Source organism: Caulobacter sp. P1_D6, assembly GCF_056406095.1.
In genome coordinates this window covers 103,656-125,058 of record NZ_JBFUAW010000005.1, presented here as the reverse complement: position 1 = coordinate 125,058, position 21,403 = coordinate 103,656, and the positions used below count along the sequence as shown (strand labels likewise).

Annotated in this window: 21 protein-coding genes; 8 read left to right on the top strand and 13 right to left on the bottom strand. The window is 69.7% G+C overall.

Annotated features, from left to right (window positions below):
- Window positions 1–5: 5 nt before the first annotated feature.
- The 3 genes from modA to AC1DYP_RS03285 form a co-directional block, all read right to left on the bottom strand.
- On the bottom strand, window positions 6–770 hold the full coding sequence (modA, locus tag AC1DYP_RS03295) for a molybdate ABC transporter substrate-binding protein (protein WP_477045125.1): 765 nt from the start codon (window positions 768–770) through the stop codon (window positions 6–8).
- A gap of 93 nt (window positions 771–863) precedes the next feature.
- On the bottom strand, window positions 864–1,256 hold the full coding sequence (locus tag AC1DYP_RS03290) for a nuclear transport factor 2 family protein (RefSeq protein ID WP_477045124.1): 393 nt from the start codon (window positions 1,254–1,256) through the stop codon (window positions 864–866).
- Entirely contained in the window at window positions 1,253–1,987 is a 735-nt protein-coding gene (locus tag AC1DYP_RS03285; protein WP_477045123.1) for a Coq4 family protein, read from the bottom strand. Before AC1DYP_RS03285 ends, AC1DYP_RS03290 begins: the two co-directional genes overlap by 4 nt.
- Window positions 1,988–2,164: 177 nt before the next feature.
- On the opposite strand from AC1DYP_RS03285, the gene AC1DYP_RS03280 reads away from it, so the two are divergent.
- A complete protein-coding gene (locus AC1DYP_RS03280; RefSeq protein WP_477045122.1) occupies window positions 2,165–2,392 on the top strand; it encodes a ribbon-helix-helix domain-containing protein in 228 nt (75 codons plus the stop codon).
- Window positions 2,393–2,405: 13 nt separating this feature from the next.
- On the opposite strand, the gene AC1DYP_RS03275 is transcribed toward AC1DYP_RS03280, so the two are convergent.
- The 3 genes from AC1DYP_RS03275 to AC1DYP_RS03265 form a co-directional block, all read right to left on the bottom strand.
- The gene (locus AC1DYP_RS03275) at window positions 2,406–2,882 is read right to left on the bottom strand and encodes a DUF1801 domain-containing protein (protein WP_477045121.1); all 477 of its coding nucleotides are present in this window, start codon (window positions 2,880–2,882) and stop codon (window positions 2,406–2,408) included.
- A gap of 174 nt (window positions 2,883–3,056) precedes the next feature.
- Window positions 3,057–3,293: a hypothetical protein gene (locus AC1DYP_RS03270; protein ID WP_477033634.1), complete on the bottom strand. Its 237-nt coding sequence runs from the start codon at window positions 3,291–3,293 to the stop codon at window positions 3,057–3,059.
- 11 nt (window positions 3,294–3,304) lie between these two features.
- On the bottom strand, window positions 3,305–3,505 hold the full coding sequence (locus AC1DYP_RS03265) for a hypothetical protein (RefSeq protein WP_477045120.1): 201 nt from the start codon (window positions 3,503–3,505) through the stop codon (window positions 3,305–3,307).
- A gap of 124 nt (window positions 3,506–3,629) precedes the next feature.
- Between AC1DYP_RS03265 and AC1DYP_RS03260 the strand changes: the two genes are divergently transcribed.
- From AC1DYP_RS03260 to AC1DYP_RS03245, 4 genes are all read left to right on the top strand, one after another.
- A complete protein-coding gene (locus tag AC1DYP_RS03260) occupies window positions 3,630–6,047 on the top strand; it encodes an ATP-dependent helicase (protein ID WP_477045119.1) in 2,418 nt (805 codons plus the stop codon).
- A gap of 85 nt (window positions 6,048–6,132) precedes the next feature.
- Window positions 6,133–6,570, top strand: coding sequence for a hypothetical protein (locus AC1DYP_RS03255; protein WP_477045118.1), 438 nt, complete (start codon window positions 6,133–6,135; stop codon window positions 6,568–6,570).
- A gap of 110 nt (window positions 6,571–6,680) precedes the next feature.
- A complete protein-coding gene (locus tag AC1DYP_RS03250; RefSeq protein WP_477045117.1) occupies window positions 6,681–7,430 on the top strand; it encodes a DNA polymerase III subunit epsilon in 750 nt (249 codons plus the stop codon).
- 89 nt (window positions 7,431–7,519) lie between these two features.
- Window positions 7,520–8,359, top strand: coding sequence for an AraC family transcriptional regulator (locus AC1DYP_RS03245; RefSeq protein ID WP_477045116.1), 840 nt, complete (start codon window positions 7,520–7,522; stop codon window positions 8,357–8,359).
- Here AC1DYP_RS03245 and AC1DYP_RS03240 read toward each other — a convergent pair.
- The 5 genes from AC1DYP_RS03240 to AC1DYP_RS03220 all read right to left on the bottom strand — a co-directional run bounded on the left by AC1DYP_RS03240 (window position 8,349) and on the right by AC1DYP_RS03220 (window position 13,683).
- Entirely contained in the window at window positions 8,349–8,903 is a 555-nt protein-coding gene (locus tag AC1DYP_RS03240) for a sugar O-acetyltransferase (protein ID WP_477045115.1), read from the bottom strand. The genes AC1DYP_RS03245 and AC1DYP_RS03240 overlap by 11 nt on opposite strands.
- Window positions 8,904–8,964: 61 nt before the next feature.
- A complete protein-coding gene (locus AC1DYP_RS03235) occupies window positions 8,965–9,231 on the bottom strand; it encodes a helix-turn-helix domain-containing protein (protein WP_477033641.1) in 267 nt (88 codons plus the stop codon).
- A 93-nt stretch (window positions 9,232–9,324) separates the two neighbouring features.
- Window positions 9,325–9,795 carry a hypothetical protein gene (locus tag AC1DYP_RS03230; RefSeq protein WP_477045114.1) on the bottom strand — a complete coding sequence of 157 codons (471 nt, stop codon included), beginning with the start codon at window positions 9,793–9,795 and terminating at the stop codon, window positions 9,325–9,327.
- A 93-nt stretch (window positions 9,796–9,888) separates the two neighbouring features.
- Window positions 9,889–12,705, bottom strand: a complete 2,817-nt coding sequence (locus AC1DYP_RS03225; RefSeq protein ID WP_477045113.1) for an ATP-dependent DNA helicase — start codon at window positions 12,703–12,705, stop codon at window positions 9,889–9,891.
- 54 nt (window positions 12,706–12,759) lie between these two features.
- Entirely contained in the window at window positions 12,760–13,683 is a 924-nt protein-coding gene (locus tag AC1DYP_RS03220) for a tetratricopeptide repeat protein (RefSeq protein WP_477045112.1), read from the bottom strand.
- Window positions 13,684–13,844: 161 nt separating this feature from the next.
- Between AC1DYP_RS03220 and AC1DYP_RS03215 the strand changes: the two genes are divergently transcribed.
- Genes AC1DYP_RS03215 through AC1DYP_RS03205 form a run of 3 tightly spaced genes read left to right on the top strand, consistent with a single transcriptional unit; the run spans window position 13,845 to window position 17,728 of the window.
- Entirely contained in the window at window positions 13,845–16,415 is a 2,571-nt protein-coding gene (locus tag AC1DYP_RS03215) for a ligase-associated DNA damage response DEXH box helicase (RefSeq protein WP_477045111.1), read from the top strand.
- 52 nt (window positions 16,416–16,467) lie between these two features.
- Complete coding sequence (gene pdeM, locus AC1DYP_RS03210) at window positions 16,468–17,172, top strand: ligase-associated DNA damage response endonuclease PdeM (protein ID WP_477045164.1); 705 nt, start codon at window positions 16,468–16,470, stop codon at window positions 17,170–17,172.
- Window positions 17,173–17,230: 58 nt separating this feature from the next.
- The gene (locus tag AC1DYP_RS03205; RefSeq protein WP_477033646.1) at window positions 17,231–17,728 is read left to right on the top strand and encodes a hypothetical protein; all 498 of its coding nucleotides are present in this window, start codon (window positions 17,231–17,233) and stop codon (window positions 17,726–17,728) included.
- 6 nt (window positions 17,729–17,734) lie between these two features.
- Here AC1DYP_RS03205 and AC1DYP_RS03200 read toward each other — a convergent pair whose 3' ends face one another.
- Together AC1DYP_RS03200 and AC1DYP_RS03195 are read right to left on the bottom strand one after the other, a co-directional pair.
- Window positions 17,735–18,214, bottom strand: coding sequence for a DUF3429 domain-containing protein (locus AC1DYP_RS03200; protein ID WP_477045110.1), 480 nt, complete (start codon window positions 18,212–18,214; stop codon window positions 17,735–17,737).
- 191 nt (window positions 18,215–18,405) lie between these two features.
- Window positions 18,406–21,390, bottom strand: a complete 2,985-nt coding sequence (locus AC1DYP_RS03195; protein WP_477045109.1) for a peptidoglycan-binding protein — start codon at window positions 21,388–21,390, stop codon at window positions 18,406–18,408.
- Between the last annotated feature and the right edge of the window lie 13 nt (window positions 21,391–21,403).

Below are 21,403 nucleotides of genomic sequence, written 5' to 3'. Positions count from 1 at the left end.
CCCGCCTAGCGACGGACCTCGTAGCCGTAGCGCTTGATGATGGCGATGGCGGCGGGCGACTTCAGGAAGGTCACGAACGCCCGGGCGGCGGGGTTCTTCTCGCCGGTCTTCAGCAGCACCGCCTGCTGCTCGATCGGCGCATGGTCGGCGGCCGGAACCACCCAGCGCGAACCGCCCGGCTCGTCGATCACCTGGGACAGGGCGACGAAGCCCAGCTCGGCGTTGCCCGTAGCGACATACTGGTAGGCCTGGGTGATCGACGAGCCCCTGACGATCCTGGACGCCAGGGCGTCGTAGACCCCGAGCTTCCGCATCGTCTGGATCGCGGCCGCGCCGTAGGGGGCGGCGGTGGGGTCGGCGACGGCCAGCTTGGCGAACCTGTCCGACTTCAGCACCGCGCCCTTGACGTCAACCAGACCCGGCGTCTTGGAATACAGCACCAGCCGGCCGAAAGCGTAGGTGTAGCGCGTGCCCTTGACGGCCAGGCCCTCGTCCTCGGCCTTCTTGGGACGCTCGGCGTCGGCCGACAGGAACACCTCGTACGGCGCCCCGTGCGCCATCTGGGTGTAGAACTGCCCGGAGGCGCCGAAGCTGAGGGTGGCGGTGTGGCCGGTCTTGGCCTTGAAGGCCGCGGCGATCTCCTTGGCCGGCTCGGTGAAGTTGGCGGCGACCGCCACCTGGGCGTCGGCGGCCAGGGCGGGCGCGGCGGCCAGGGTCACGGCCGCCCCGAACAGGGTCAGACCGATCAGCTTGAAGCGACGGGTGATCATGAAAGATTCTCTGCAATCCGACGCTTCGCGCGTTGTGCAGTTGAACTACCGAACGCCGAAGCGGGTCAAGAGCCGCCGGCCCGTTCCGCGCGCCTAGCCGCGCAGGAACCCGTCCACCAGCGCCTGGTCGCCGTCATAGACCCAGCATTCGGCCAGCAGGTCGTCCTGGATGCGGTAGACCAGCACGCGGTCCAGCTCGGTGACGACGCCGTCGCGCTCGAAGGCCTCGCGGGCGATCACCACCGCCCGCTCCGGTCCGGCCGTCACGTCGACGATGCGGACCAGCTTGCGGCGGGTTCGGCGGCTGACCTCGGCCAGGGTCGCCAGGGCGGCGGCCAGGCCGACATGATCGCCGCTCAGCGGATGGTCGCCGAAATAGTGCAGGGTGAAGCCGGGGTGATAGCAGGCGCGCAGGGCCGTCAGGTCGCCGGCCCGCCACGCCTGGGCGTAGCGCTCGGCGACCGCGCGGTTGGCGGCCTCGCTCACGCGGCTTCTTTGAAGTTATCGCGGTACTGGGCTGGAATGGCGAGATAGGCGGTGTTGGGCGCGACCTTGTAGGTCCGGCGAGCCTCTTCCAACGACATGGCGAACAGGGCCGGATAGTCGACCGCCGGCAGCCAGGCGGCCGAGCGGCCGTTGCGCCAGGCCTCGCGCACCGCCCTGCCATAGGGCTGGCCTAGCCGGGCCCTCTGGAACTCGCGCGCCCCGGCCAGGGCGATGACCGCGAAGCCCAGGCTGCGGGTCTGGGCGTACGAGAAGGCCACCACGCAGACCTCACCCAGGGCGTCGGTGCCGTAGCCGGTCAGCACGTGCCAGACGTCGTGCACGTCGCGCATGCGGCGCGCGTACCAGGCCAGCGGGTGGGCGGCGTCGACGTCGGACTCGGGGATCTTGCGGCTTTCCTCGGCCAGCCCCTCGGCGGACAGGCCGCGCGGGGCGATGAAGTCGCGATAGGCCGCGCCGACCGTGCCGGGACCGAACCGCGCCAGCCAGGCCGGGTCCGACAGCCGCTCGGCGAACTCGTCGCGCTCGTAGGCGATGCGGCCGCCCTCGGGCGTGCTCAGCAAGCGGCGATAGCCCTTGGGGATCGCGTTGCCCGCCAGGGCGCGCATGATCTCGAACACCTGGGCGGTGTCCTCCTTGTCGGCGATCAGGCGCCGGACGGCCCGAAGCGCCCGCAAAGGCTGCAGGTTGAAGGACTGACGCCCCCGTTGCATCGGTTGACGCGCCTTTGGCTCACCGAGCACTTGCGTGGCTGCAATCATAAGGCATGCTCCTGCTGAACCCGATAAAGATGACATGGCGTCATTTTTATTCAAGTGGGTTCAGCGACCCCCGATCTGGGACCTTGGCCGGACGTTGATCGGCCAGGCGGCAAAATGGGGACGGGCGAGATGGGCAGTCTGAAGAAGCGTTCGATCAATCTGGCCGGCCACGCGACCTCTCTGGCCCTGGAGCCTGAGTTCTGGGCCGTGCTGCAACTGGCCGCGAGCACCGACAAGATCAGCATAGCCAGCCTGATCCAGCGCATCGACGCTGGACGGGGCGAGCGCCCCCTGGCCTCGGCCTGCCGCGTGTTCGCCCTGCAACACGCCCAGGCGGGCGAGGCGGGAACGGTCTAGAGCGGATCGACCGTCAACGCGGCCCCAAGGCCTCCGCGACGACCTCTTCGAGCACGCCGAGGTCCACGTCCTTCACGGACCTGAAGCTGATGCAATATCCGGTGACCTTGGCCTTCCCGAGTCGCGATCCATAGGTCTCGGACAGGTGTTTCTTGTCCTTGAGACCCATCACGTAGACCGACAGTCCGGACGTATTGGCGCTCAGACCGATCTTGTAGAACGCTCTCGAATTGCCGGCGGCATAGCTGAGCGTCTCCGATCCATATCCAATATTCGGGTTGGAAACGACCTTGCCGTCGCCGTCGCGGCCATCCAGGAACCAGAGCTCGGCGTCGGGCGAGATCGCCAGGATGCGCCGGTGCAGATCCCGCAATTCCTCGCTCTTCGCTGGAGACTGAGCATCGATGTAGCCGTCGATCTGCTCGCGCACGCCCATGCCTAAGGTCTCCCTTTCCATCTTCGCCCGGCCGCCAAGCCGGATCGCGAACATCAACCTCCTCAGGACGATGGAACCTGTCTGAAACCGACAGGGTCCGCTGACTTTCTTCAGCGGTCGACGACGCTCCCGCCTCCCCCTTTCCCGGATGCGGGGCGTCGTGAGAAAGGCGGGAGGTCGCGGGAATGACGGCAAAACTTGGCGATCACGCCCCAAGGCCGGCCAAGCCTAGCCTTGCTGGACGCCCGGACCAGGCTTGGGCAGCGGAATGGGCTCCGGCGTCGGCGTTCGCCTGGGCAGGGGCGGAGGCTTCGGCATCTGCATCGACAGGTCTGCCGAACGTACGGTCAGCAGGCCGGAGCGCCAGCCGCCGATCACCAGGGCGGCGATCAGCAGCAGCACCCCCAGCAACGCCAGACCGGCCACGCCCAGATGCTGGGGCCGGATGTCGTCGTGACGGGCCATGACGCCCTCCCCTAACCCGCGGGCTTGGGCGCGTCCGGAACCTTGGGCGCGTCGAGCTGCGGCGCGGAAACGTTGATGTCGACCTTCTTCTTCTGGGTCATGCCGCCCGTGAAGACAAAATAGGCGATCACCGCCACGACCACGACCAGGGCGCCGATGATGAACGCCATGCCGGTCCCGCCACCGCCGCTCGAGTTGGTTTCTTCAGCCACGTCAGTCTCCTGTGATTTCCATCCCCGCCGAACAAACGAGAGGTGGCGGTCGAGGTTCCGATCAAGAGCGCGGCGGATGGGCGCGAGGGCTTAAGTCGGGCGATGTTTGTGCTACATATGTTCCATGTCTCAAGGCTTCGACTCGTCCGACTTCCCCGGCGACTTTCCCGGCGATCTCCCCGCGCCACGCATCTCCGACCTGGCCCGTGCTCGCGGACCGGACGGCCCAAGCTCGCTTGAGCGGCCGAACTATCTGGAGGGACTGAACCCCGAACAGCGGGCGGCCGTCGAGGCGACCGAGGGCCCCGTGCTGGTGCTGGCCGGCGCGGGCACGGGCAAGACGCGGGTGCTGACCACCCGCCTGGCCCACATTCTCGCCACCGGCCGCGCCCGGCCGTGGGAGCTGCTGGTCGTCACCTTCACCAACAAGGCCGCGCGGGAGATGCGGGAACGCATCACCCACATCATCGGCGACGAGGCCGAGGGCCTGCGCTGGCTGGGCACCTTCCACTCGGTGGCCGCCCAGATCCTGCGCCGCCACGCCGAGCTGGTGGGACTGAAGTCCAGCTACACGATCATCGACACCGACGACCAGGAACGGCTGCTGAAGCAGCTGATCGAGGCCGCCGACATCGACGCCAAGCGCTGGACGCCGCGCGCCCTGGCCGGCCTGATCGACACTTGGAAGAACCGCGGCTGGACGCCCGACCGCGTGCCGCAGAGCGAGGCCGGCGAGTTCGCCAACGGCCGCGGCATCACCCTCTACCGCCAGTACCAGGAGCGGCTGCGCATCCTGAACGCCTGCGACTTCGGCGACCTGCTGCTGCACAACATCACCATCTTCACGGCCAATCCGGACGTGCTGGCCGACTTCCAGCGGCGCTTCCAGTACGTGATGGTCGACGAGTACCAGGACACCAACGTCGCCCAGTACCTGTGGCTGCGCCTGCTGGCCCAGGGTCGCCAGAACGTCTGCTGCGTGGGCGACGACGACCAGTCGATCTACGGCTGGCGCGGGGCCGAGGTCGACAACATCCTGCGCTTCGAGCGCGACTTCCCGGGCGCCAAGGTCATCAAGCTGGAGCGCAACTACCGCTCCACCGAGCACATCCTGGCCGCCGCCTCGGGCCTGATCGACGCCAACAAGAGCCGGCTGGGCAAGACACTGTGGACCGAGGCCTCGGGCGGCGAGAAGGTCAAGGTTTCGGGCGTCTGGGACGGCGAGGCCGAGAGCCGGATGGTCGCCGACGAGATCGAGAAGGCCAAGCGGGCCGGCCGCAAGTACAGCCACATGGCCATCCTGGTCCGCGCCTCGTTCCAGATGCGGGCCTTCGAAGAGCGGTTCGTGATGCTGCAGATCCCCTACAAGGTGGTCGGCGGCCCGCGCTTCTTCGAGCGCGCCGAGATTCGCGACGCCCACGCCTATCTGCGCCTGATCCAGTCGCCCGACGACGACCTGGCCTTCGAGCGCATCGTCAACACGCCCAAGCGCGGCATCGGCGACACCTCGGTGGCGAAGCTACTGCAGATCGCCCGGCTGGAGGGGATCTCCACGGTCGACGCGGCGAGGGTGATCATCGGCGGCGACGACCTGCCCGCCCGCACCCGCACGGCGCTGAGCAACTTCCTGCGCGACCTGGACCGCTGGCGCGCGCTGGCCGCCAACACCCCGCACCAGCGGGTGATGGAGGCGGTGCTGGAGGAGAGCGGCTATACCGACGCCCTGCGCCTGGACAAGGGTCCCACCAGCCAGACGCGGCTGGAGAACCTGAAGGAACTGGTCCAGTCGATGAGCGCCTTCGACACGCTTGAGGGCTATCTGGAGCACGTGTCGCTGGTCATGGACCTGGACAAGGGCGCCGGCGACGACGCGGTCTGGATCATGACCCTGCACTCGGCCAAGGGGCTGGAGTTCCCGCTGGTCTTCCTGCCCGGCTGGGAGGAAGGCGTGTTCCCCAGCCAGCGCAGCATGGACGACAAGGGCGAGAAGGGCCTCGAGGAAGAGCGCCGGCTGGCTTACGTGGGCATCACCCGGGCCCGCGAGGAAGCGCGGATCAGCTTCGTGGCCAACCGGCAGGTCTATGGCCGCTGGACGTCGCAGCTGCCCAGCCGCTTCGTCGACGAACTGCCCCTGGCCCACGTCGATGCGGCGTCGGAGACCGGCTACTACGGCGGCGGTCCCGGCATGCAGCAGACGGTGTCGTCGCGCTGGGACGATCCCGGGACCAGCACCTTCACGGCCGGCAGCTATGACAGCCCGGGCTGGAAGCGGGCCCAAGAGCGCACCTCCGGTTTCGGCGAGCGCGGAGCCACCTGGCGCAGCGGCGGCTCGGCCGCCCGCTCGGCCCCGATCGAGGGCGAGGGCCGGCTGGTGGCGGTCTCGGCCAGCTCGGCGGCCAGCGCCTATACGCGCGGTGACCGGGTGTTCCACGTCAAGTTCGGCTACGGCAAGGTCACCGGCGTCGAGGGCAACAAGCTGTCGGTGTCGTTCGACAAGGCCGGCGACAAGAAGGTGATCGACAGCTTCGTCGAGAAGGCGTGAGCGGAACTTTCACATAACGTCGGTTGACGAAACCGCGCCCCGGGCGGAAGCTCGCCAAATGAGAGCATGGCTCGGGGAAATCACCTTGAAGAAGATTGCATTGATCGCCGCGCTCGGCGTCGTTCTGACGCCCTGCCTGGCCCAGGCCGCCGGCGCCTGCGACGGGTTCAAGAACGTTACCTACGCCGGGGTCATTCGCGGCAAGTTCGACAACTTCCCGGACGCTTTCGGGGCGATGAGCTTGAGGTTCGACGCCAACGGCGTCGGCGCCGGACGAGGCTTGATCGCCGTCGATCCCGCCAGCACGGCGGCGGTTCAGACCCCCTATGCCGGGGTGACCTGCCAACCCAACGCCGACGGCAAGTCGGGTCTCCTGAATTTCGGCCCCAGCCTGGGTTCGAGCAGCTTCACGATCTTCGACGGCGGGTCTCGCATCTGGACGCGTCACGAGATTCCGGGACGACCGGTAGCCGGTTGGCTGTTCCGCCAGCCGCCGGCCCCGATCGCCACCCCCACGAAATGACGCCCTGCTTTCGGCCGGGCGCTCGACCTCACGGCGCGATAGCCATCAAATGAGCCTCGCGAACAGGCGCTATCCAGGCGTCACGTTTCGTGAGAGCCCATATTCAACCGATGCTCATGCCCCGCGTCCGCGTCATCGATCTGGAGACCGCCGGAAACGGGCCGCACGACGTCTGTGAGATCGGCTGGCAGGACGTCACGCTCGGCCCCGACGGCCTGTGGCGCGTCGACGAGGATCGAGGATCGCGGCTGGTCAATCCCGGCCGCCCGATCACTCCGGAGACCATGGCGGTCCACCACATCCTCGACGCCGAGGTCGCCGGCGCGCCGTTCTGGAAGGACGTGGCGGGCGGCGTGCTGAAGCCCGAGAACGGCGTCCAGGCGCTGGCCGCCCACCGCGCGGCGTTCGAGCAGCGCTATTGCACGCCGAGGTTCACGGGCGGCGCGCCTTGGATCTGCACGTGGAAATGCGCCCTGCGGCTCTGGCCGCATCTGGCCAGCTTCTCCAACCAGATGCTGCGATACCAGCGCATGCCGGAGGGTCTGGTCCATGAACTGGGCCTGCCGGCGCATCGGGCCCTGCCGGACGCCTACGTCACCGCCCACCACCTGCGCGACATGCTGAACGCGGCCTCGCTGGAGCAGCTTCTGGTCTGGAGCCGCGAGCCGGGCTTGCTGCCGCGCGTGCCGGTCGGCCCCGACCGCGGCAAGTCCTGGGACCGGCTCGGCGCCGACGCGCTGGGGGCGCTGGCGCGGGACCGCGACCCGAACCTGCGCTTCAGCGCCGAGACCGAACTGCGACGCCGGGGCGAGGCTCCCCCGCCCGAAGCGGCGGAGCCGGCGCAGCGCTCCCTGCTCTGACGGGCTTGCGGCCGCCGCCGCAATCCCGATCAAATGCCGCTCGGACCGACGCGCTATCCGTTCCGCACGCTTCGTCACGAGACCCGTTCATGAACCCCGTCGAACAAGCCATCTGGTTCATCGAAAGCCATTTCGCCCAGCCTCTGGACCTGGACGACGTCGCCCGGAGCGGCGGGGTCTCGCGCTTCCACATGTCCCGCGCCTTCGTGGTCGCCACCGGTCGTCCGGTGATCGGCTATCTGCGCGCGCGGCGGCTGACGGAGGCGGCGCGACAGCTGGCCGATGGGGCTCCCGACATCCTGTCGGTGGCCCTGGAGGCCGGCTACGGCTCGCACGAGGCGTTCACCCGCGCGTTCCGCGACCAGTTCGGGATCACCCCCGAGCAGGTGCGGGCGGCGCGCGATCTGGAACCCCTGAACCTCGTGGAGCCCATCGTGCTGGACAGCAGTCTTCGAACCGACCTTTCCCCGCCGCGCATCGAACAGGGCCGCGCCCTGCTGATCGCCGGCCTTGGCGGCCGCTATGGCTGCGAAGGCCCCGGCGGCATCCCCGCCCAGTGGCAGCGCTTCGGCGAGCACATCGGCCACATCCCGGGCGAGATGGGCGATGTGGCCTACGGCGTCGTGCTGAACAGCGACGACCTGGGCAATTTCGACTATGTCAGCGGCGTCGAGGTGGCCGACTTCTCCGACCTGCCCGAGGGCTTCGTCTCGGTGCGGATTCCGGCCCAGCTCTATGCGGTGTTCCACCACGCCGAACATGTCTCGACCATCCGCCGGACCATGCACACCATCTACACCCAGTGGCTGCCGGAGTCGGACTACGAGCCCGAGGACGCGCCGTTCTTCGAACGCTACGGACCGGAGTTCAATCCACGGACCGGCGACGGCGGGCTGGAGGCGTGGATCCCGGTGAAGCCTAAGGCCTGACCCGGGCTGGATTGCCGACGACAGTGGCGCCCGCGGGCACGTCGCGGGTGACCACGCTGCCGGCGCCGATGATCGCGTCGTCACCGATCGTCACGCCGGGCAGGATGATCGCGCCGCCGCCGATCCAGACGTTCTCGCCGATCACGACGGGCTGCGAATACTCGATGCCCGTACGGCGCTCGACCGGATCACGCGGATGCTCGGCGGTGTAGATCTGGACGTTTGGCCCGATCGTCGTGGCCGCGCCGATGGTCACCTTGGTGACGTCCAGGATCACGCAGTTGAAGTTGAGGAACGCCCCCTCGCCGATCGAGATGTTGTAGCCGTAGTCGCAGTGGAACGGCGGCCGGATGCTGACCCGGTCGCCGACCTGGGCGAACAGCTCGCGCAGCAGGGCGTGCCGCTCGGACGGCGGCAGGTCCAGGGCGTTGTAGCGCCCCATCCAGGCCACCGCCGCCTCGTGGTCGGCCATAATCTCCGGATCGATGGGGCTGTAGAGGTCGCCGGCCAGCATGCGCTGCTTCTGGGTGCGGACGTCGGTCACGAGGCGAAAGCTCCTTACTCGCCTCCTCCATGCCAGACGGTGGGCTCGACGACAAATCCGGCTACGCGCGCTCCAGCGCCTCGCGGACGACGTCCGGCGCGTGGTCGATGACCCTCAGATAGGCCGTCAGGGCCGCGTCGGGGCGAGCCTGGCCCAGCTCAAGCGCCGCCAACTGGGCCAACGGGATGCAGAAGGCCCGCGCGAACTCGTCCTGCGAAAGACCGCTGCGCCAGCGCACGCCCTGCACCAGGGCCCGGGCCGAGCGGACATGACCGGGGTCGGCCTGTTCGTCGACGGCCATGTCGGCGGTGATCTGGGATCTGGTCATGCAAACGCTCCTGGCACTTCCCCCCGACGCGGAGGTGTGTAGGCGCGTTCCGTTGCAGGAATTCGACGCCTTTGCGTCGGACAGGCGACTCTATCAGGGCTTTTTGGGCGTGAGGACCTTCACCGGCTGGGCGGTCATGGCCCGGGCCTTGGCGTCGACGGCCTCGACGCCCTTCAGCGGATCGCCGGCCGCCTCGAGCATGCTGTTGAACACCTTCAGGTCCTTGGTGCTGATCTTCTGGATGTCCTTGTCCTTGGCCCATTCCAGGCCGATCAGCTGGCCCAGGCGACAGGCCTTGGGCAGCAGGGTCGGCTGCTCGGTCGGCCCGCCCTTGACCAGCAGCTTGCCGACGATGTCGTTCCAGTTGGGCGAACCGGAGAAGCAGAACGACAGGTGGTCGCAGGTCCCGGTCCAGAACCGCTTGTACCAGCGCAGGTGCTCGTCGGTGTCGAAGCGGATGGCGTCGGTCGGCTTGACCAGGGCGCGGCAGTCGGCGCGCACGAACTCGCCGGCCTGGGCGACCGGCGCGATCCCCAGCAATGCAACGGCCGAAAGGGCCGCCAAACCTCTAGCCAACGCCAAACTTCAACATCCCAACCGACAAACGCCCCCGCATATAGGCGGGGCGAGCTTCACCGAAACCCTTCAGGGTGCTGATTAAGAGCGATCTTCCGACAAAAATGCGGCGGTCGCCTCGATCGCCTCGACCAGGCCGACGCGCTCGATGGTCACGCCTTCCGGCAAGCTGGAGAACAGGCGGGTCGGGGCGGCGGCGTCCAGCATCACGAACACGCCCTTGTCGTCGGCCCGGCGGATCAGGCGGCCAAAGGCCTGGCTGATGCGGGCGCGGGCGGTGGAGTCGTCATAGCCCTTGCCGCCGAACCTGGCGCGGCGGGCCTTGTGCAGCACGTCGGGACGTGGCCAGGGCACGCGGTCGAAGACCAGCAGGCGCAAGCTGCGGCCCGGCACGTCGATGCCGTCGCGGATGGCGTCGGTGCCCAGCAGGCAGGCGTCCTCCTCGGCCCGGAAGATGTCGACCAGCGCCCCGGCCTCCAGCGGATCGACGTGCTGGGCGTAGAGGGCCAGGCCCTGGTCGGCCAGGGGCGCGGCGATCCGCTCGTGCACGGCCTTCAGCCGGCGGATGGCGGTGAACAGGCCAAGCCCGCCGCCGCCGGCCGCCAGGAACAGCTCGCGCATCGCCGCCGAAACCTGGCGCGGATCGTCCTTGCCGACGTCGGTGACCACGAAGGCCCGGGCGTTCTTCTCGTAGTCGAACGGCGAGACCAGGCGCAGCACCTTGGGGCTCTGCGGCAGGCGCGCGGCGCCGGTGCGCATCTCGGCCAGGGCGAACGGGTCTTCCAGGGCCGGATCGGTCAGGGTGGCGCTGGTCACCAGCACGCCGTGGGCGGGGCTGAGCACGGCGGCGCGCAGCGGCTCGGTCGGGTCCACCCAGTGGCGGCGGCAGGCGGCGTCGACGACGCGGCCGTACAGGAAGGTGGCCTCGAACCAGTCGACGAATTCCGGATCGTCCTCGGCGTCCTCGTCGATGGCCTTCAGGATCGAGCGCCAGGCCGGCAGGGTCATGCGGGCCCGGCGGTCCAGACCGCGCAGCGCGCCCTCGATCCGCGCCCGCTCCGACGTCGGCAGGGTGTCGGTCTCCTCGTCCAGCACGTCTTCCAGATGTCGGGCCAAGGCCAGCAGCGGGGCCTCGATGGCGGCCAGGGCCCTGGACGCCTCACCGGCCCGTTCGCGGACCAGGTCGATGGCCGGCCGGGCGGAGCATTGCAGCCCCTGCTCGGCCGCGCCGGGACGGTCGGTGACTCGAGCCCGCAGCTGTTCAATCACCGAGACCAAGTATGTTTCGATAGGCCCGATCGGATTGACCTGGCCGTCGGGCGGGGCGATGCGGCCCGACCAGCCCTCGCCCGGCAAGGCGGCGGCGGCTTGCAGGGCGGCGTTCAGGGCCGCGCGGGCGCCTTCACGCTCTCCGATGATATCCAGGAGCCGGGCCTCCAGCCCCCTGCCCCGCCGGCCGCGCCCCTCGGGCCCGCGCAACCAGCGCCGCAGTTCGGCCGCCTCGGCCCCGGACAGGGCGGCCGAGAAGGCGCTGTCGGCGGCGTCGAACAGGTGGTGGCCCTCGTCGAAGACGATGCGCTTGAGCGAGGTGGTCTCGTTGTCGCCTTTCAGGCCGCGCGCCGCCCGGGCCCCGTCGAAGGCCGCCTGGCTCAGCACCAGAGCGTGGTTGGCGATGACGATGTCGGCCCGCTTGGAGGCCCGCACGGCCTTCTCGATGAAGCAGACGCGATAGTGCTGGCAGCCGGCGTGGATGCACTCGCCGCGCCGATCGACCAGATTGGCCGGCCCGGCCTGGACCGAGGGCGGGATGGCGAACAGGGTCGGCAGCCAAGCTGGGAAGTCGCCGCCGGTCATGTCGCCGTCGCGGCTGATGCGCGCCCAGCGGGCCGCCAGCGCCAAGCCGATCAGGTCGCCGTTGCCCAGCTGGGCGGTGTTGACCTGCTCCTGGAAGTTCAGGAGGCAGATGTAGTTCTCGCGCCCCTTGCGGACCACCGCCTTGCGGGCCCGGACCAGCGGATCGGGATAGATCGAATGGCTCTCGCGCTCGATCTGGCGCTGCAGGGCGCGGGTGTAGGTGCTGATCCACACCGCCGGCCCGTTCATCTCGGCCCAGATCGAGGCCGGGGCCAGATAGCCCAGGGTCTTGCCGACGCCGGTGCCGGCCTCGGCGAGCATCATCTGCGGCTCGCCCTCGCGTTCGCGCGGGGCGAAGGCGTAGGCGGCCTCGCGGGCGAAAGTGTCCTGGGCCTCGCGCACCTCGTCCAGGCCCGAGCGATGCAGCAATTCGCGCAGGCGTTCGCTGGCCCGTTCGGGATCGACGGGACGCGAGCCGGGCTCGCCGGGCGGCGCCTGGTCTTCCCACTCGACCGCGCGGGCCCAGACGTCGAGGCCGGAGCTGCGGAACTGGTTGCCGACCGGGGCCGAGCGCAGGGCTCCGACCACCGCTGGTCCCCAGGCCCAGCCGGCCCGGGCCAGGGTCTCGGCCACCGCCAGGGCCTCCTCGCGAGACGGCCGGGGCGTCATGGACAGCTCGTGCAGCAAGGCCGCGGCGGCGTCGCGCAGGGTCTGGGCCTGGGCGGCCGCGCCCTTGGGCTCGGACAGCCCCAGGGCCGTCGCCAGCCCCACGGCCGACGGGGCGCAGAAGGTGGCGGGCCGGGTGAAGGCGTAGAGCTCCAGCACATCGAACACCCCGCGCCCGCGCGTCGGAGCCTGCAGGTTCAACCGCTTGGCGGTCATCGAGGCGTGGGCGACCAGCACCGGTCCGTATTCGAACAGGTCGCGGGCGTCGGGCGTGCGCAGCACCCGTCCCTCGCCCGAGCCATCGGCGACGCCGGCGCGCGGGCCGGGCAGAACCACCAGGGCGGGAGCGAGATCGAGGGCGGGAATCTGTGCGGTCACCGCCCTGATTTAGCAGGTCGGCCGCCGAAACAAAATGCGAACGAAGACTTTACGCTAGGCGATCGGCGTTTCCGACGAACCGCCTTCCAGGCGTTCGACGGCGTCCTCGGCCATCTCGGCCACCTCGTCGTCGTCGCTCTCGGCGGCCACGCGATAGAACTGCACCGCCTTGGCCCGGCTGGCCTTCACGCCTTCGCCGTCCTCGTACATCTGGCCCAGGTCGTAATAGGCCGTCAGGTTGCCGGCGCTGGCTGACAGGGCGAACAGGCGCACGGCCTTCTCCAGGTCGACCTCGACGCCCTCGCCGTTGTGATAGGCGGTGGCGACGTTGGCCAGGGCGACCGCCGAGCCCCGCTGGGCCGCGTCCACATAGAGCCTCAGCGCCTGGGCCGCGTCGACCGGCACGCCGTAGCCTTGCAGATAGTACGAACCCAGGTCGTTGATCGCGTCGACCGAGCCGGCGTCCGCGGCCTTGCGCATCCAGACAACGGCCTTGGCCTCGTCGGCGGGCACGCCCTGTCCCAGCTGATAGGCCAGGGCCAGCTTGTACATCCCGCCTTCGTCGCCGCCGGTCGCGGCGCGCCAGTACCAGCTCAGGGCCTGGGTGAGGTCCTCGGCGCTGGTCTCGTAGACCAGGCCGGCGTTGTAGGCGCCCAGGGCGTCGCCCTCGGCGGCGGCGGCCTTGTAAAGCGACAGGGCCTTGGCCTCGTCCTGATCCAGGTCCACGCCCGCGAAATAAAGATTGCCCAGGGCGATCATGCAGTCGGTGTCGCCGGCCTTGACGCCCGCATTGAGCCAGCGCACCGCGGCCTCGACATCGCGCTTGTCGCCCTTGGCGTTCAGGTAGCTGTTGGCCAGAAGGTCGTAGGCGCTGACGTCGCCGGCCTGGGCGCGGCGCAGCAGCTCGGTCCGCGCGGGCGCGTTCGGCGCGGCGGGCGCCGCCAGGGACGGCGCGCCGAACGCCAGCGTCGTCGCCAAGGCCAAGCCTGCAAGGCAGTTCCGAGCCATCCGTGCCATCTGCTTCACGCCCCTCGCGATCCCATCCTTCGGGTAGACTCGCGTACCACCCTTGATCAAACACCGGAAAGCGGCAGGTAGCCGCATGGAAACGGAACGGGAACATGCTATAGGCGTGGGCAATGCTCGCGGCGACCGCCCTTCCTCCACGCTTTCAAGAGTGGTTCGCCTCGCGCGGCTGGGCGCCCAGGCCGCATCAGCTGGCCATGGTCGACAAGGGCCGGCAGGGCCGCGACGCCCTGCTGATCGCCCCCACCGGCGGCGGCAAGACCCTGGCGGGCTTCCTGCCCAGCCTGATCGAACTGGCCGAGCGCGCCCCGCGCAACACCCCGGCCGGCGTCCACACCCTTTATATTTCCCCGCTCAAGGCCCTGGCGGTCGACATCGAGCGCAACCTGGCCACGCCGATCCGCGAGATGGGCCTGAACATCGTCGCCGAGAGCCGCACCGGCGACACCGGCGAGGCCCGCAAGCAGCGCCAGCGCCTGCGGCCGCCCGACATCCTGCTGACCACGCCCGAACAGCTGGCCCTGTTCTGCGCCTGGGAAGGGGCGCGGAACTACTTCGCCGACCTGTCCTGCGTGATCATCGACGAGGCCCACGCCATCTGGCCGTCCAAGCGCGGCGACCTTCTGTCGCTGGGCCTGGCGCGGCTGCAGCTGTTCGCGCCGAACCTGCGGCGGGTCGGGCTGTCGGCGACGGTGGACGATCCGGACCTGGTGCGGCGGTGGCTGGGCTGGAACGGCCCAAGTCCTCCCCCTCTGGGGGAGGCGACGCGAAGCGTCGGTGGGGGGAGCCTTGATGCGCCCACCACTCCCCCCTCCGTCGATCTTCGATCGACACCTCCCCCACAGGGGGAGGACCTGCACACCGTCGACCTCGTCCTCGGCTCCGGCGGCGCCCAGCCGATCGTCGAGGTGCTGGTCTCCGGCGGCAAGGTGCCGTGGGCCGGACATACGGCCCAGCACGCCATGGCCGAGATCTACGAGATCATCAAAGGCGCCAAGACGGCCCTGGTCTTCGTCAACACGCGCTTTCAGGCCGAGTTCGCGTTCCAGGAGCTGTGGAAGCTGAACGACGACGGCCTGGCCATCGCCCTGCACCACGGCAGCCTGGCGGCGGAGCAGCGGCGCAAGGTCGAGGCGGCCATGGCGCGCGGCGAGATCCGGGCCGTGGTCTGCACCTCTACCCTGGACATGGGCATCGACTGGGGCGACGTCGACCTGGTCATCCAGCTGGCCGCGCCGAAGGGCGCCTCGCGGATGGTCCAGCGGATCGGCCGCGCCAACCACCGCCTGGACGAGCCCTCGCGCGCCATCCTGGCCCCGGCCAACCGCTTCGAATATCTGGAGTGCCGCGCCGCCGCCGACGCCATCCTGGGCGGCCACCTGGACGGCGAACCGGCCCGCACCGGCACGCTGGACACCCTGGCCCAGCACATCATGGGCTGCGCCTGCTCCGAGCCGTTCGCCTTGACCGATCTCTATGACGAGATCCGCACGTCAGGCCCCTATGCCGACCTGTCGTGGGAAGATTTCGAGATTGTCGTCGATTTCGTCTCGACCGGCGGTTACGCCCTGCGCACCTACGACAAGTTCCGCCGCATCGTGCCGGGCCAGGACGGTCTCTGGCGCGCGCGCAACGCCCAGGCGGTGCTGGCCCACCGCATGAACGTGGGGGCCATCGTCTCGCCGGCGATGATCAATGTGCGGATCGGCGGCGGCAAACGCCCAATGGGCGGACGCAAGGTGGGCGAGGCCGAGGAAGGCTTCTTCGAGGCGATGAAGCCGGGCGACACCTTCATCTTCGCCGGCCAGGTCTGGCGCTTCAACAGCCTGGTCGGGGCCGACGCCTTCGTCACCCCCGCGCCGGACAAGGACCCGATGATGCCCAGCTGGGGCGGGTCGAAGTTCCCGCTGTCGACCTATCTGGCCGGCCGCGTGCGGGCGATGATGCACGACGAGCGCGAATGGCCCGCCCTGCCACCGGACGTGCAGGAGTGGCTGAACTACCAGAAGGTCCGCTCGATCATGCCCGAGCAGGACGAGATGCTGCTGGAGACCTTCCCGCATGGGAAGCGCTTCCACCTGGTCTGCTATCCGTTCGAGGGCCGCCTGGCCCACACCACCCTGGCCATGCTGCTGACCCGGCGGCTGGACCGGCTGGGCATCGGGCCGCTGGGCTTCGTGGCCAACGACTACGCGGTCGCCATCTGGTCGCTGAAGCCGATGGACACGCTGGATCTGGACGAGCTGTTCGCCCAGGACATGCTGGGCGACGACCTGGAGGCCTGGCTGGACGAGAGCTTCCTGATGAAGCGCGCCTTCAAGGCCTGCGCCCTGATCTCGGGCCTGATCGAGCGCCGCCATCCCGGCCAGGAGAAGTCCGGCCGCCAGGTGACCTTCTCGACCGACCTGATCTATGACGTCCTGCGCCGCCACCAGCCCGACCACCTGCTGCTGCGCTGCGCCCGCGCCGACGCGGCGACCGGGTCTCTGGACGTGGCGCGGCTGGGCGACCTGCTGGCGCGGATCGGCGGCGGACGCATCCGCCACGCGGCGCTGGACCACGTGTCGCCGTTCGCCGTGCCGATCATGCTTGAGATCGGCCGCGAACGCGCCCCGGGCGACGCGGCCGGCGAAATGATCCTGGCCGAGGCCGAGGAAGACCTGATCGCCGAGGCGATGGCTTAGTGCCTGATCGCGGAGCGATAAACTTAGTGAGAGTATGTGCGGCGTGACCAGTCTGGCGTTCCAAATCGGCGATTGCGGCGGCCTGCGGCTCGAGATCGCGGGGACGCGGGCCGTGCTGCGCCACTCAGGGGCGCTGTGGCTGGAGGCCGAGCGCACGATGGTCGTGGCCGACCTGCACTTCGAGAAGGGCAGCAGCTACGCCGCGCGCTTCGGCCAGATGCTGCCGCCCTACGACACGCGCGAGACCCTGGACCGGCTGGAGCGCGAACTGGCCTCGCTGTCGCCGGCCACTCTGGTCTTCCTGGGCGACAGCTTCCATGACGGAGCTGGCGAGGATCGCCTCCCCGAGGAAGACCGGGTCCGCATCGCCGCTCTGGCCCTGGGTCGACAACTGGTCTGGGCCGTCGGCAACCACGATGAAGACGGTCCCCGCGCCCTGCCCGGCGACATCGTCGATGAAGCGCAGATCGCCGGCCTGACCTTCCGCCACGAGCCCCTGCCCGGCGCCCAGCCCGGCGAGGTGGCCGGTCACCTGCATCCGGCGGCCAAGGTGACCAGCGGCCGGGCCACGATCCGCCGGCGCTGTTTCGTCACCGACGGCGCGCGCTTGGTGCTGCCCGCCTTCGGGGCGTTCACGGGCGGCCTGAACATTCTGGATCAGGCCTTCGCCCCATTGTTCGGCGGTCCGCCCCTGGCCGCAGCCCTGGGCCCCCGCCGGGTGCACGCGGTCGGCTGGAAATCGCTGCGCCCTGATTAGACGGATCACCCTCCGCGTCCGGGCGTTTGATCCCCGGGACGTTGGAAGGAGTATCGTTATGCGACCGATCCTGATCGGCATCGGCGCCGTTCTAGCCCTGTCAGTGTCGCCGCCGGCCGCCATGGCCGGCGAAGCCCCGGTCAAGACCGTGGCCAAGCTCGACGCCAAGGACCCGAAATACGACACCGAAGCCTGCAAGGCGTTGCGCGCCAAGGCGATCGACTACGAAAAGCCCGGCCTGCTCAACAAGGCGCTAAGCATGGGCGGCAACGCCGTCGTGCCTTTCGCCGGCACCGTGGCCTCGGCCGCCCTGGGCATGCAGCAGGGCAGCAAGGAAGAAAAGCTGAGCAAGCAGGTGGCCGCGGCCTGCGTGTCCGACCCTCTGAACGAGGAAACGCCGTTGATCAATGCGCCGAAGGCCGAGGTCGTCTCGGTGGTCGACGCCCCGAAGGCCAAGGCGGCCTCGGTGGTCGTGGTCGCCGCGCCGGTGGCCGATGTCGCCACGGCCGGAGCGGTGAACGCGGCGGCGACCGAAACCGTGGCCACCACGCAGTAGTCGTTTCTAGAGGTGGAGAGCCTGTTCCAGGGCGAAGGCCAGGGAAATGGCCGCGCCCGAGGTCAGCAGGGTGCGCAGGCGCGGACGCCAGGCCGGACCGTCATGATTGGTCACGTCCCACAGCCATTGCAGGATGAAGACCAGCAGGAAGCCGGAGAGCTGCCAGGCGGGCTCGAACTTCAGGCCGCCCAGCAGAAGGCCGAAACCGGCCAGGGGGAACAGCAGGGACAGGCCCAGGGTCATCCAGCGCGGGCTGGGGCGCTCGATCTCGAGACCGCAACGCACGCCGCCCAGGTACGACATCATGGCGCTGGAATAGGCCAGCAGGCTGATCAGCGCGACCTGGCGCATGTCGATGGGGCCGTAGCAGAACAGCGCCGAGCAGACGACGAAGGGAACCAGCGTGGCCAGACCGCAAACCCATACGGCCGGGGGTACCGGCACGCGATCCTGCGTGTGATCGGCCGCTGCTGCTTCGAACGCCATGTCTACTCCTTCGGGCGCGAGCTCCGACGCGCGCCCTTCCCCCCGGAAGGGACCGACTATTACCGAGGTCTGCCCATAGGTCCACGGACGATATTTGGCCACAGGACACAGCCTGTGGACGAGCGTCGCGGGGCGTTCGCCTAAAAAGGTCCGAAGAGCTTGGCTTTAGAGGCCGGACGGGCCGTTTCGACTCAGCGGGCCCAGGTCGACAGGCGGCTGAGGGTTTCGCCGTCCAGGGCGCCGGAGGTCTGCAGGTTCTGGTCGCGCTGGTAGGCGGCGATGGCCATCTGCAGGGCCGGCGAGGTGACGCCGTCCTGGGGTCCTTGATAGTAGCCCAGCTTGGACAGCGCGCGCTGGGCGGTGGCCAGGCCGGCGCTGGGCGCGGCGGCCGAGGCGACGGCTTGCACGGGCGCGGCGGCGGCCTGCGAGCGGAAGCCGCTGGCCGAGCGCTCGGCGATCCGCTGGCCTTCGGCGGTCAGCTGGGCGCGCAGCGCCGTGGCCCGGGCGCGCGAGGCGGTGTCGCCCGACCGCGCCGCGATCAGGTACCACTTGTAGGCCTCGGTCGGGTTCTGGCTGACGCCCCAACCGCCTTCATAGAGCTGGGCCAGGTTGAACTGGCTGTCGACCAGGCCCAGGTCCGAAGCCTTGCGGAACCAGCTGGCGGCCTTGGTCGAGTTCCGTTCGCCGCCTTCGCCCTTGTAGTAGTAGAGGGCCAGGTTGTGCATGGCGCGGGCTTCGCCGGCCGTGGCGGCGCGCTCGGTCCAGCGACGGGCTTCGACGAGGTCCTTCTTCACCCCGCCCTCGCCGACCTCGTACATCTTGGCCAGGTAGAACTGGGCGCGCGGCAGGCCGAGGTTGGCGGCCTTGCGCAGGCTTTCCAGACCCGTGCGGTCCTTGGCTTCGATGCGGCGCACGCCCTCGTCGTAGAGAGCCTGGGCGTTCTCGCCGGCAGGCGCGACGGCGGCGGGCGCGATCTCGACCTGGGACGCTTCGACGGGCGTCGCGGAGGTCAGCGCCACGGCGGCGCGGGCCGGGCTGGTGTCGGTTTCGGCGGTGCGGATCTCGCCGGTCGCCTTGCTGGCCGTGCCTTGGGCCACGCGGTCGGGCACCGGGCCGGTGCCCTGAGCCATGCTCATGATCACGCCGGCCGAGCCGACGCCCAGGCAGGCGGCGGTGGCCGAGACCATCAGCGCGGTCTTCAGGCCGCCCTTCTTGGCCTTCTTCTCGGACTTCTTGGCGCCGAAGCCGGCGAACAGCGAGGTCCCCGCCTTCTTGGCCTTGGGTTGCTTGTCCTTGCCCTTGGCGTCGCCGACCAGGGCGGCTTGGCGAGCCGCGGCCCGGGCCTGCTCGATCACTTCGCGCGTCGACAGCGGGCGTCCGGGCGCGGCCGGCTCCGCCGGAGCCGAGAATTCCGTGGCGGCGAACTCGGGGGCCGAGAAGTCGTTGTCGTAGTCGGCCTCCGGCTCGAACGCGGTTTCCGGCTCCAGGGCCGAGGTGAAGCCGTCGGCGGCCTCGAAGTCCTCGTCGCCGAATTCCAGCTCGGGCGGTTCGCTGGTCGGGAAGGCCGTGGGTTCGAAGGCCGGGGCGATCGGCGCGGCGGTGCGGGCGGGCGTGGAGGCCTGGGCCGGCATGAACGCGGCCGGCTGGTCGAAAACGTCTTCCGGGACGGCCTCGCCGCCGAACGAAAAGCGCTCGCCGTCGTCGAACGGCGACGGGGCGGGACGCGCGGGCGGCGCTGCTGCGGCCGCCTGGTCGGCCAGACGGCGCTGGGCTTCGGCCAGCTTGGTGTCGATCTTCTCGCGCGCTTCCTCCAGCAGGCGCGCGGTGCGCTCCTCGCTCTGGCGGATGCGGTCGACCAGTTCCTGCGACGTGCGCTCGTGGCGCTGGTTCAGGCGGTCGGTGACGCGGGTGACCTGGTCGCCGACGTCGTCGATGGCCAGGGCGTTGCGGCGCTCGGCGTTGCCGATGCGCTCGGCCAGCTTCTCGGTGATCCGGGCGATTTCCGTGCCCAGCTTCTCGAGGGCCTGGGCCTGGACGCTGTCGGCGCGGTTCAGCTTCTGGTCGATGCTGGCGGCGACCTGCTCGATGGCGGCGGTGTTGCGGGCTTCCGAGGTCTGGACGCGGCGGTTCAGCGCGTCGGCCATGCCGACGACTTCGCGGCCCATGCGCTCGATGGCCTGGGCCGAGCGCTGCTCGGCGGCCTGCACGTGGGCCGTCATTTCGCCGAGCTTGAGCTCCATGCGGTCGAAGCGGCCGTCGGCGGACTGGCGCAGCTTGGCGGCCATCTCCATCCGGGCGGCTTCCATGCGCTGGGTCAGGCTGCCGGTCAGGTCGTCCAGGCGCTTCTGCACGCCTTCGGCCGGGTTGCTGCTCTCGACGGTCTGGAGACGGCCGTCCAGGGCGCTGAACGAGGCGTTCAGGGCCTGCAGGGCCTCGGCCGTGCGGGCCTCGGCGGCTTCCAGGCGCTGGCCCAGACGGGCCACGACCTCTTCGACCAGGGCCGACGGATCACCGGCCCCGACGCCGGCCTGGTTGTCCAGGCGTTGTTCCAGATGGGCGATGGTCTCGCGGGTGCGGGCTTCGCCTTCATAGAGGTGGCCGGCGACCTTGCCCAAGGCCCCTTCCAGGGCGCGCAGGGCTTCGGCCGAGCGCGGGCCGGCGGCCTCGTTCTCGACGCGGCGCAGGCGCTCGGCGGCGCGGGTCTGATCGGTCTTGATCTCGTCCACCACGCCTTCGAAACGGGCGGCCACGGCGACCTGCTCGCGCTCGGCGGCGACCAGGCGCTGGAGGGCGCCGCGCACGGACTCGTCGATGCCGGTGATGGCCTGGGCCGAACGCTTCTCGGCCGCCTCGATGCGGTCGGTCAGGCGGTCCAGGGCGACGGCCACGCGGCCGACTTCATCGGCGGGATGCTCGCGGGCTTCGATGCGCGACGGCGCGCCGCCGCGGGCGGTCTCGTAATAGGAGGGATTGGTGCGGGCGTTGTCGACGGCCAGCGAAGGACGGCTGGGCTCACCGAAAGCTTCCAGGGCGGAGGCGTCGAACCCCTCGCCCTCGATGATCATTCGGTTGAGCCATTCACCCAGCGTCATGCCGGAGCGACGCGCGAGGTCCTTAGCGACCTCCCGTGCCTTGGGGTCTATCCCCTTAACGCTCCATGGCGCCGCGGCCGTCATCCGAATCGTTCCC

Bases quoted from the DNA above. Each gene is read 5' to 3' on its own strand.
- modA (WP_477045125.1), bottom strand. From the start codon at position 770: ATGATCACCCGTCGCTTCAAGCTGATCGGTCTGACCCTGTTCGGGGCG.
- AC1DYP_RS03285 (WP_477045123.1), bottom strand. From the start codon at position 1,987: ATGCAACGGGGGCGTCAGTCCTTCAACCTGCAGCCTTTGCGGGCGCTT.
- AC1DYP_RS03280 (WP_477045122.1), top strand. From the start codon at position 2,165: ATGGGCAGTCTGAAGAAGCGTTCGATCAATCTGGCCGGCCACGCGACC.
- AC1DYP_RS03275 (WP_477045121.1), bottom strand. From the start codon at position 2,882: ATGTTCGCGATCCGGCTTGGCGGCCGGGCGAAGATGGAAAGGGAGACC.
- AC1DYP_RS03270 (WP_477033634.1), bottom strand. From the start codon at position 3,293: ATGGCCCGTCACGACGACATCCGGCCCCAGCATCTGGGCGTGGCCGGT.
- AC1DYP_RS03260 (WP_477045119.1), top strand. From the start codon at position 3,630: ATGTCTCAAGGCTTCGACTCGTCCGACTTCCCCGGCGACTTTCCCGGC.
- AC1DYP_RS03250 (WP_477045117.1), top strand. From the start codon at position 6,681: ATGCTCATGCCCCGCGTCCGCGTCATCGATCTGGAGACCGCCGGAAAC.
- AC1DYP_RS03245 (WP_477045116.1), top strand. From the start codon at position 7,520: ATGAACCCCGTCGAACAAGCCATCTGGTTCATCGAAAGCCATTTCGCC.
- AC1DYP_RS03235 (WP_477033641.1), bottom strand. From the start codon at position 9,231: ATGACCAGATCCCAGATCACCGCCGACATGGCCGTCGACGAACAGGCC.
- AC1DYP_RS03215 (WP_477045111.1), top strand. From the start codon at position 13,845: ATGCTCGCGGCGACCGCCCTTCCTCCACGCTTTCAAGAGTGGTTCGCC.
- AC1DYP_RS03205 (WP_477033646.1), top strand. From the start codon at position 17,231: ATGCGACCGATCCTGATCGGCATCGGCGCCGTTCTAGCCCTGTCAGTG.
- AC1DYP_RS03200 (WP_477045110.1), bottom strand. From the start codon at position 18,214: ATGGCGTTCGAAGCAGCAGCGGCCGATCACACGCAGGATCGCGTGCCG.
- AC1DYP_RS03195 (WP_477045109.1), bottom strand. From the start codon at position 21,390: ATGACGGCCGCGGCGCCATGGAGCGTTAAGGGGATAGACCCCAAGGCA.